Genomic DNA, 9,325 nt, shown 5'->3' with positions numbered 1-9,325 from the left:
TCCTGAATCAGGCCGCCATCACCGTCGAAGGGTTTCGCGACGGCGCCAACTTTGCCGCCGCCCTGCAGTCGCCGCCGACGCGCAGCCGGCCGGCCCCGTCGGAGCTGGCCGGCGAGACCCTGGCCATGTTCGGTTACCAGCCGGGCGATCTCGATCCCGCCATTCCGCCGGCGCTGATTCATGGCGGCGCCGACCATCTGGTGCTGGCCTTGAAGTCGCGCAAGGCGCTCGCCGCCATGGCCTATGACCTGAAACAGGGCCGGGCCCTGATGCGGCGCGAGGGACTGGTAACGATCCTGCTCGCCTATGCCGAAACGCCGCGTCTCTTCCACACGCGCAATCCCTTCGCTTCCGGCGGCGTCTATGAGGATCCGGCGACCGGCGCTGCCGCCGCCGCCTTTGCCGGCTATCTGCGCGACATTGGCTGGGCACATGGCGGCGCGATCAATATCGCTCAGGGCGAGGATATGGGCATGCGCTCGCGGCTGCATGCCGATATTCCGCCCACCCCGGGCAGCTCGATCCGGGTATCCGGCACAGCCCGCCTGATGGACGAAGACTGAGTGTGGTCACCCACGCGAAGGCGCGTGCCCGCCAGCCCTACCTACCGGCAAGAATGTCCTTGATCAGCCGCTGGCAGCGATCGGCCATGAAGTCGAGCAGCAGGCGCACCTTCGGATCCTGCAACTTCTTGTGCGGATAGACGGCAGCGAACTGCACCGGCGTCGGCGGCGTCTTTGCCAGGATCACTCTCAGCCGCTGATCGCGGATGAACGGCTCGACCTCGAAGCGCGGCTTGTTGATGATGCCGCGCCCCGACAGCGCCCAGCCTGTCAGCACATCGCCATCGTCCGTATCGTAGGGTCCATGCACCTCGAATTTCTGCGGACCGTTCGGCGTCTGCAGCGTCCAGACATATTCGCGCGTGCCGGAATAGCGCAGCATCAGGCAATCATGTTTCTTGCCGATCAGTTCCTGCGGCTCGACCGGCTCGCCGCGCGCCTCGAGGTATTTCGGCGCCGCCACCAGCACGCGCTCGCATTCCATGATGCCGCGCATCCGAAGGCTGGAATCCTCGATGATGCCAAGCCGGAAGGCGACGTCGATGCCTTCCTTCATGATGTCGACATTGTGGTCGGAGAGTCTCAGCCGCACCTCGATATCGGGGTATTTGTCGTGGAAATCCGGAATGCCCGAGGCGATCAGCCGCCGGCCGAGGCCGAGCGGCGCCGTTACCTTGATCGTGCCGCGCGGCTGGCCGGAGAGTGCTGCGACCGCGGCCTCCGCCTCGGTGATCGCGTCCAGCACCTGCTTGGCGCCGGTGTAGAACACGGTGCCGTGCTCGGTCGGCATCAGCTGCCTCGTGGTGCGGTTGAACAGCCGCACGCCGAGGTGCTTCTCCAACTCCTTGATGCGGTTGGAGGCGACCGCCGGTGAGATGCGCATGTCGCGCCCGGCTGCCGACAGATTGCCGAGCTCGACGACGCGGACGAAGACGGCGATGTTGTCGAGATAGGCCATGCGACGGTCGTGGCTCTCAAATGGCTGCGTGGGACGACCCTAGTATTTTCCATTTTTTTTTTGAAAGTCATCGCGCGCCCCGCCTCTTTTCGTTTGCGCTCCAGACCGTAAAGTCGCCTGATCGGCAGGGACGATTTCCCAGGGGCGACTCGATGATGGATTTTGCGATTTTCTGGGACTGGCTGAGCTTCGCCGTCCGCTGGCTGCATGTCATCACCGGCATCGCCTGGATCGGCTCGTCCTTCTATTTCGTCGCCCTCGATCTCGGGCTGCGCCAGCGTCCCGGCCTGCCCGCCGGCGCCTTCGGCGAGGAGTGGCAGGTGCATGGCGGCGGCTTCTACCACATCCAGAAATATCTCGTGGCGCCGGCGGAGATGCCGGAGCACCTGACCTGGTTCAAATGGGAATCCTACGCCACCTGGCTGTCGGGCTTCGCCATGCTTTGCGTGGTCTACTATGCCGGCGCCGACCTCTTCCTGATCGACCCCAACGTGCTCAACATCTCGGTGCCCGTCGGCATCCTCTTGTCGCTGGCAACGATCGGCGTCGGCTGGATCGTCTACGACCTGCTCTGCCGCTCGCCGCTCGGCAAAAGCGATACCGGCCTGATGCTGGTACTCTACTGCGTGCTGGTCTTCATCGCCTGGGGGCTGACCCACCTCTTCACCGGCCGTGCCGCCTTCCTGCATCTCGGCGCCATCACCGCCACGATCATGTCGGCCAATGTCTTCATGGTCATCATCCCCAACCAGAAGATCGTCGTCGCCGACCTGATCGCCGGCCGCAAGCCGGACCCGAAATACGGCAAGATTGCCAAGCAGCGCTCGCTGCACAACAACTACCTGACCTTGCCGGTGCTGTTTCTGATGCTGTCGAACCACTACCCGCTGGCCTTCGGCACGCAGTTCAACTGGGTCATCGCCTCGCTGGTCTTCATCATCGGCGTGCTGATCCGGCACTATTTCAACACCGTGCACGCGAGGAAGGGGAACCCGACCTGGACCTGGCTGGGTGCCGCCGTGCTGTTCATGATCGTCATCTGGCTGTCGACCGTGCCCAAGGTGCTGACAGCGGAGCCCAAGACCTCCGCCGCATCCGCCGCTGCCCAGGTCTACATTGCCTCGGCGCATTTTCCGGCCGTGCGCGACACCGTGCTCGGCCGTTGCTCGATGTGCCATACCGAAGAGCCGGCCTATGAAGGAATCTACCATGCGCCGAAGGGCGTGTTGCTCGACACCGACGCGCGCATCGCCGATCATGCCCGGGAGATCTACCTCCAGGCCGGCCGCGCGCATGCCATGCCGCCCGCCAACGTCACTCAGATAACCGACCAGGAACGGGCCCTTTTGGTGGCCTGGTTCGAAGGCGCCGGAAAGTAAGCATGACCTCGAAACTCCTGCGCGGCCGCACGCTCTCCTTCCTGCGCTGGCCCGAAGCAATCGACGACCATTCCGCCTGGCGCTACGAGGAGGATGGCGGGCTGCTGATCGACGACGGCAAGATCATTGCCGCCGGTCCGTATGCCGAGATCGCCAAGCGCGCCGGCGCCGGCGTCGAGACGATCGATCATCGCCCGCATCTCATCCTGCCGGGCTTCATTGATGCGCATGTGCATGTTCCGCAGATGCAGATCATCGCGTCCTACGGCGCCGAGCTGCTCGACTGGCTGAACAAATACACCTTTCCGGAGGAGTCGAAATTCGCGAACGCGCAGCATGGCCGCCGCATCGCCAGGCTCTTCCTCGACGAGATGCTGCGCCAGGGCACGACGACGGTCGTCGCCTATTGCTCGGTGCACAAATCGTCGGCCGAAGCCTTCTTCGCCGAATCGCACGACCGCAATATGCTCAACATCGCCGGCAAGGTGATGATGGACCGCAATGCGCCGGAGGGCGTGCTGGACACGCCCCAGACCGGCTATGACGACAGCAAGGCGCTGATTGCCGAATGGCACGGCAAGGGCCGCCAGCTCTATGCCATCACCCCGCGCTTCGCCATCACCTCCTCGCCCGAGCAGATGGAGATGGCCGGCGCGCTCTGCCGTGAGCATCCCGATCTCCACATGCAGACGCATCTGTCGGAAAACCACGCCGAGATCGCCTTCACCCAGGAGCTTTACCCCTGGTCGCGCGACTACACCGACGTCTATGAGCATTACGGCCTGCTGGGCAAAAAGAGCCTTTTCGGCCACTGCATTCATCTTTCCGAGCGCGAAGCCGATGCGCTGTCGCAATCGGGTTCGGTTGCGGTGTTCTGCCCGACCTCCAACCTCTTCCTTGGCTCCGGCCTGTTCGACTACCAGCGCTACCGCCGCCGCGAAAAGCCGCTCAGCATCGCTGCCGCCAGCGATGTCGGCGGCGGCACCAACTATTCGATGCTGCGGACCATGGACGAGGGCTACAAAGTCATCGCGCTGAATGGCGAGAAGCTGAACCCCTTCCAGTCCTTCTGGCAGCTGACGCGCGGCAATGCCGAGGCGCTGTCTGTCGCCGAAAAAGTCGGCACGCTGGAAGAAGGCACGGATGCCGACATCGTCGTGCTCGATGCCAACGCCACGCCGGCGATGCGGCTGAGGATGGAGACGGTGGAGACCCTGGCGGAGGAGCTCTTCCTGCTGCAGACGCTGGGCGACGACCGCGCCGTGAGCGAGGTCTATGTGGCGGGCCGGCCGGCCAAGAGCGCGATTGTCGCATAGATTAAACGTGCTCGTCGCTTGACCCCGCGTCAGCCATCGGCCAAAGCGTGCGTCGACATTGACAGGGGAAACGCCATGGCTGCCGCCGACGACATCGCTCTGATCAAGAAACAGGAAGCCACGCTGGTCTTTCCGGCCTTCGACGAGGCCGTGGCCTTCCAGATAGGCGCGGCGATCAGGGAGCGGGCGCTCAACGAAAACTTGCCGATCATCGTCGATATCAGGACCTTCGACCGTCCGCTATTCTACGCCGCTATGCCGGGCTCCAACGCCTCCAACCCCGACTGGGCGCGGCGCAAGATCAATGTCGTCAAGCGCTATCTCAGAAGCACCTATCGCATGGTGCTGGAGCAGCAGCGACCCGACCGCACCTTCAAGGTCGGCGAAGCGCTCGACATTGCCGACTATGTGCTGGCCGGCGGCGGCTTTCCCGTCGCGGTGAAGGGCGCAGGCGTGATCGGCGTCATCGCCGTCTCCGGTCTGCCCGAACGAGAAGACCACGGTGTCGTTGTGGATGCGCTCTGCGCCCATCTCGGAGTCGATGCGAGCAAGCTCAAGTTGCCGCCGGAAGAGCAATGACCGATCCAAAAACTTTCCTTACGTCGATCTTCAACGCCGCCGTCGCCGCCGCCGATCCGGAAAAGACGATCCGCAATCATTTGCCGGCAAAACCGAAGGGCCGCACCATCGTTATCGGCGCCGGCAAGGGCTCGGCGCAGATGGCGGCGGCCTTCGAGAAGGTCTGGGATGGTCCGATCGATGGGCTGGTCGTGACCCGCTACGGCTATGGCGCCAGATGCGAGCGCATCGAGATCATCGAGGCGGCGCACCCGGTGCCGGACGCCGCCGGCCTCGAAGCCTCGCGTCGGCTGTTGGAGAAGGTGCGGGGACTGAGCGCGGACGATCTGGTCGTGGCGCTGATTTCGGGCGGCGGCTCGGCGCTGCTGCCGTCGCCCGCTCCCGGCCTGACTCTTGCCGACGAGATCGCCGTCAACGAGGCGCTGCTCGCTTCCGGCGCGCCGATCGCGGCGATGAACACCATCCGCAAGCACGTCTCGACCATAAAGGGCGGACGGCTGGCCGGCGCCGCACATCCGGCCCGGGTCGTATCGCTGGTCGTCTCCGACATTCCCGGCGACAATCCGGCGCTGGTGGCCTCGGGGCCGACCGTCCCCGACACCGGCAGCCGCGCGGATGCGCTGGCGTCGATCGCCGCCTACGGCATGTGCCTGCCGGATGCGGTCATGGCGCATATTCAGTCTCCCGCAGCCGATGCGCCACACTCAGACGATCCGCGCTTTGCCGGCAATGAAGTGCATCTCATCGCTTCGGCCGGCGTCTCGCTGGAAGCCGCGGCCGCCGAAGCGAAGCGGCAAGGCCTCGAGGCCGTCATCCTGTCGGATTCGATCGAGGGCGAGGCGCGCGAGGTCGGCGGCGTGCATGCCGCGATTGCCCGCGAGGTGGCGACCCGCAACCGGCCTTTCGAGAAGCCGATGCTGATCCTGTCCGGCGGTGAGACGACGGTGACGCTGCGGGCGAAAGGCAAGGGCGGCCGCAATTCCGAATTCCTGCTTGCCTTCGCCATCGGCATCGATGGGCTCAGCGGCATTCATGCTTTGGCCGCGGACACCGACGGCATCGACGGCTCCGAGGACAATGCCGGCGCCTTCGCCGACGGCGCGACCGTGGCGCGCATGCGTGCCGCAGGCGTCGATGCCAAGGCCATGCTTGCCGGCAACAATGCCTGGAGCGCCTTCAACGCGGTCGGCGATCTGTTCGTGCCCGGTCCGACCGGGACCAACGTCAATGATCTAAGGGCGATACTCGTCCGGTAGCGCAATAAACGCTGAAGTCGTCATTCCACGGCGAAGCAGGAGCGAAGCTCCGTCGCGGAGACCCTGGAATCCATTCCGTGACCTCGGGCATGGAATGCAGCGGAGCAGAATTGTGCATCGTTGCGACGCCTGCAGGTAACGGAATGATCCTCAGGTCTGCGCGCGTCGCTCCGCTCCTTGCTTCGCCCGTGGATGACGAGGCGACGGGCATCTCGCCCAATTCTCCCCAGTCGCACGACTCGTACAACAGCATCCGTCAAGCGCAAGGTCCCGTTCAGGCGCGCAGATCGGTCAAGCAGCCATCAGCTGCTTCACCTTCCTCATATCGGTGAGAAACCGCTCCCTCTCGGCCTCCTTGTCCTCATGCTCGCGGATGCGCAGGATGAAGGAGGGATGGATGGTGACAAAGACGCGCAAGCCGTCCTCGCGCTGGATGACGTCGCCGCGCATCCTGGTGATCGGCACCGCCTTGCCGAGCAGCGACTGCGCTGCTGTCGCGCCGAGCGCCACCGCAAGATTTGGCTTGATGATGTCGAGTTCCTTGTCGAGCCACCAGCGGCAGGCACGAATTTCGCCGGCATTGGGCTTTGAATGGATCCGCCTCTTGCCGCGCGGCTCGAACTTGAAATGCTTCACCGCATTGGTCACATAGACCTTGCGGCGGTCGATCTCGGCCTGGTCCAAAATGCTGTCGAACACCTTGCCCGCGGGCCCGACGAACGGCTTGCCGGCAAGGTCCTCTTGGTCGCCGGGCTGCTCTCCGACAAACACCACGTCGGCATTCTCCGGTCCCTCGCCGAACACGGTTTGCGTGGCATCGCGCCAGAGCGGGCAACGCCGGCAACCGCTCGCCTCTTCGCGCAATGCCGGAATATCCGTACTTTCGGGCTCCACCACATCCGCCGGCTCCGGCGAAGGCCAGTGTTTTGCCTTCACTTTGGCGTGGCGCGGCGCTGGGGAGGTTGGCATCCGGGCGATCATGGCTGTCGCGGCTCTGTCCGCTCCTGCTATCAGGTCTGGAATGAGCGAGGCCTCGGGAAGGTTCCGCCAATATTTCTTCGGCATCTCCTTCTGCATCGCCTTCACCTTGAGGCGGGCCGGGTTGAAGATATTCTCGAAATAGGTCCGCCACAGCGTCTCGGCGTCGTCTTCGGCCGGCGCGTCGCGCTTGCTGGCGCCTGGGCCGATCGCCAGCCGCTTGCCGTCCCATTCGGCCGAGGCGTGCGGCGTGAGAATCGTCCAGCGCATGCCGGCGAAGCGGCGCACAAAGAAATCGGCATTGCGCTCGACGATGAAATGGTCGGGTTCGAACCAGGCGACATAACGTTCTTCCGCGCCGTCGCCGATCTTCCGGAAGCGCACGAAGGCGCGCATCTTGTGAATGTCGCGCCAAACCGCCTTTTCCATGGACTCGAGCTTACGGGTATCCGGGTCGGAAGCGATCGACAGCAGCTTCGGTTCGACGCGCAACCGCCAGAGCAACCGATAGAGGAAATCAAAACGCTCGGGGTCCGAATGACAGATGACCGTCTCTGCACGTTCGATGAACTCGCGCGGCACGACAAGGCGCGCATCCTGTCGGCAAGCCGGCAAATCGTTGCCGCGATCATCATCGTCGTGGCCAACCTGCCAAGCCACCTCTTCCGGCGGAATATCATTCGTGGCCAGCCGGCGCGCCGCATCGCGCCAACCGGCGAAATCGGTCTCGCTCTCGAGACGGGCGAGATGAGATGCGAGGCTGAGCTGGGTCCGTGCCATGGTCAAAACAGCGAAAGCTGCTCGCAAGATCGGGTGATGATCTGGCGCAAGCCCGACTTGTCGGTGAGCGCGCCTGGTGACCAGCCTTCCGCAGTGATGAAGGGGCGTACCTTGGCGACCGATTGGCAGAGCCGTCCGACATCTTCGAGACGCAGCCGGCGATGGCGGCGCGTCTGCAGAATCCTGTCGACCACCTTGGTGCCCAACCCCGGCACACGCAGCAGCGCCTCCCGATCGGCGCGATTGACGTCGACCGGGAACCGGCCGCGGTTGCGCAGCGCCCAGGCAAGTTTGGGATCGATGGCAAGGTCGAGCATGCCGTCATTGCTGCCGGCCAGGATTTCAGGCTGCGAGAAGCCGTAGAAGCGCATCAGCCAGTCCGCCTGGTAAAGCCGGTGCTCGCGCATCAAGGGCGGCTTCTGCAACGGCAGCGCCGCAGACGAATCCGGGATCGGACTGAAGGCGGAATAATAGACGCGGCGCAGATGATAGCTGCCATAAAGCCGGGCGCTGGCGCGCAGGATGCCGTCGTCGGACGTTTTGTCGGCGCCGACAATCATCTGCGTCGACTGGCCGCCCGGCGCAATGCGCTCGCGTTTGCGGCTCTGCAACGTTGGTTCGGCCTTCTCTTCGATCTTGCAGCGCAGCTTGGCCATGGAAAGCCGGATCGTTTCCGGCTTCTTTTCCGGGGCCAGCTTCTTCACCCCTTCGTCGGTCGGCAGCTCGACATTGATCGACAGGCGATCGGCATAACGGCCTGCTTTTTCGATCAGTTCGGCTGACGCTTCGGGAATGGTCTTGAGGTGAATATAGCCGCCGAATTTCTCCTCGATCCTGAGCCGTCGCGCCACCTCGACCATCTCGCCCATCGTCTCGTCCGGCGAGCGGATGACGCCGGAGGACAGGAACAGACCCTCGATGTAGTTGCGGCGATAAAAATCCATGGTGAGCCGCACCACCTCGTCGACGCTGAAGCGGGTTCGCCGCACATTCGAGGAGGACCGGTTGATGCAATAGCTGCAGTCGTAAATGCAGAAATTGGTGAGCAGGATCTTCAGCAGCGAAATGCAGCGCCCGTCCGGCGCATAGGAATGGCAGATGCCCGAGCCCTCGGTCGAACCGATGCCGCCTGTTTTCAGCGAATCGCGTTTCGCCGAACCGGACGATGCGCAGGAGGCGTCGTATTTGGCGGCGTCGGACAGGATCGCCAGTTTCTCGCGGACGGAAATCACAGCCATGCGTTCATGATATGTTCCAGAAAGTCGCCTGGCTATAACTTTTGAGTGTCGCGGCGAAACGTGATCACTCCGTCTGCGAGGCCAAGTCCTCAGACCTCGTGGAGGTAGAGGTGGTAGTCGAGTTCGCTGACGGTGCGTGCGACGCGCAGATATTCCGCCTGCTTGATCGCCACGAAGGTCCGGTGCAGGTCGGGACCGAGCGCCGATTTCAGGAATTCGGAGCCACGTGCCGCCTCGATCGCGGCGCGCCAATCGGTCGGCATGGCGGAGGCTTCCGT

8 protein-coding genes and 1 pseudogene are annotated in these 9,325 nt (G+C 63.9%); 5 read left to right on the top strand and 4 right to left on the bottom strand.

Going from position 1 to position 9,325, the window contains the following annotated elements; all coding sequences use genetic code 11:
* On the top strand, positions 1–563 hold a 563-nt coding region (locus EOA60_RS07990), incomplete at its 5' end, for a PhzF family phenazine biosynthesis protein (protein ID WP_164899229.1).
* 37 nt (positions 564–600) lie between these two features.
* Here the strand turns inward: EOA60_RS07990 and EOA60_RS07985 are convergent.
* Complete coding sequence (locus tag EOA60_RS07985; protein ID WP_095824366.1) at positions 601–1,521, bottom strand: LysR family transcriptional regulator; 921 nt, start codon at positions 1,519–1,521, stop codon at positions 601–603.
* Positions 1,522–1,673: 152 nt separating this feature from the next.
* Here EOA60_RS07985 and EOA60_RS07980 point away from each other — a divergent pair, with 152 nt between their 5' ends.
* The 4 genes from EOA60_RS07980 (at position 1,674) to EOA60_RS07965 (ending at position 6,051) form a co-directional block, all read left to right on the top strand.
* Positions 1,674–2,900 (top strand): urate hydroxylase PuuD, encoded by a 1,227-nt coding sequence (locus EOA60_RS07980; protein WP_067324124.1) that lies wholly within the window; start codon positions 1,674–1,676, stop codon positions 2,898–2,900.
* Positions 2,901–2,902: 2 nt separating this feature from the next.
* Positions 2,903–4,216, top strand: coding sequence for a guanine deaminase (gene guaD / locus EOA60_RS07975; protein WP_095824365.1), 1,314 nt, complete (start codon positions 2,903–2,905; stop codon positions 4,214–4,216).
* Between the two features lie 75 nt (positions 4,217–4,291).
* Entirely contained in the window at positions 4,292–4,795 is a 504-nt protein-coding gene (locus EOA60_RS07970) for a heme-degrading domain-containing protein (RefSeq protein WP_067324128.1), read from the top strand.
* On the top strand, positions 4,792–6,051 hold the full coding sequence (locus EOA60_RS07965; RefSeq protein WP_095824364.1) for a glycerate kinase: 1,260 nt from the start codon (positions 4,792–4,794) through the stop codon (positions 6,049–6,051). The genes EOA60_RS07970 and EOA60_RS07965 overlap by 4 nt, the downstream gene beginning before the upstream one ends.
* 291 nt (positions 6,052–6,342) lie before the next feature.
* On the opposite strand, the gene EOA60_RS07960 is transcribed toward EOA60_RS07965, so the two are convergent.
* The 3 genes and pseudogenes from EOA60_RS07960 to EOA60_RS07950 all read right to left on the bottom strand — a co-directional run.
* Positions 6,343–7,809 (bottom strand): UdgX family uracil-DNA binding protein, encoded by a 1,467-nt coding sequence (locus EOA60_RS07960; RefSeq protein ID WP_127335546.1) that lies wholly within the window; start codon positions 7,807–7,809, stop codon positions 6,343–6,345.
* A gap of 2 nt (positions 7,810–7,811) precedes the next feature.
* Positions 7,812–9,047: a putative DNA modification/repair radical SAM protein gene (locus EOA60_RS07955; protein ID WP_127335545.1), complete on the bottom strand. Its 1,236-nt coding sequence runs from the start codon at positions 9,045–9,047 to the stop codon at positions 7,812–7,814.
* An 89-nt stretch (positions 9,048–9,136) separates the two neighbouring features.
* Positions 9,137–9,325, bottom strand: a pseudogene (locus EOA60_RS07950) (glutamine synthetase); the annotation flags it as partial.

Source organism: Mesorhizobium sp. M1A.F.Ca.IN.020.06.1.1 (genome assembly GCF_004023265.1).
Lineage (GTDB): Bacteria > Pseudomonadota > Alphaproteobacteria > Rhizobiales > Rhizobiaceae > Mesorhizobium.
The sequence above is the reverse complement of the archived record's forward strand: the minus strand, read 5'-3'. Positions and strand labels throughout refer to the sequence as shown.

What these genes read in the sequence shown, in the direction of transcription:
- EOA60_RS07970 (WP_067324128.1), top strand. Translation starts at nt 4,292, where the DNA reads ATGGCTGCCGCCGACGACATCGCTCTGATCAAGAAACAGGAAGCCACG.
- EOA60_RS07965 (WP_095824364.1), top strand. Translation starts at nt 4,792, where the DNA reads ATGACCGATCCAAAAACTTTCCTTACGTCGATCTTCAACGCCGCCGTC.
- EOA60_RS07960 (WP_127335546.1), bottom strand. Translation starts at nt 7,809, where the DNA reads ATGGCACGGACCCAGCTCAGCCTCGCATCTCATCTCGCCCGTCTCGAG.
- EOA60_RS07955 (WP_127335545.1), bottom strand. Translation starts at nt 9,047, where the DNA reads ATGGCTGTGATTTCCGTCCGCGAGAAACTGGCGATCCTGTCCGACGCC.
- guaD (WP_095824365.1), top strand. Translation starts at nt 2,903, where the DNA reads ATGACCTCGAAACTCCTGCGCGGCCGCACGCTCTCCTTCCTGCGCTGG.
- EOA60_RS07980 (WP_067324124.1), top strand. Translation starts at nt 1,674, where the DNA reads ATGATGGATTTTGCGATTTTCTGGGACTGGCTGAGCTTCGCCGTCCGC.
- EOA60_RS07985 (WP_095824366.1), bottom strand. Translation starts at nt 1,521, where the DNA reads ATGGCCTATCTCGACAACATCGCCGTCTTCGTCCGCGTCGTCGAGCTC.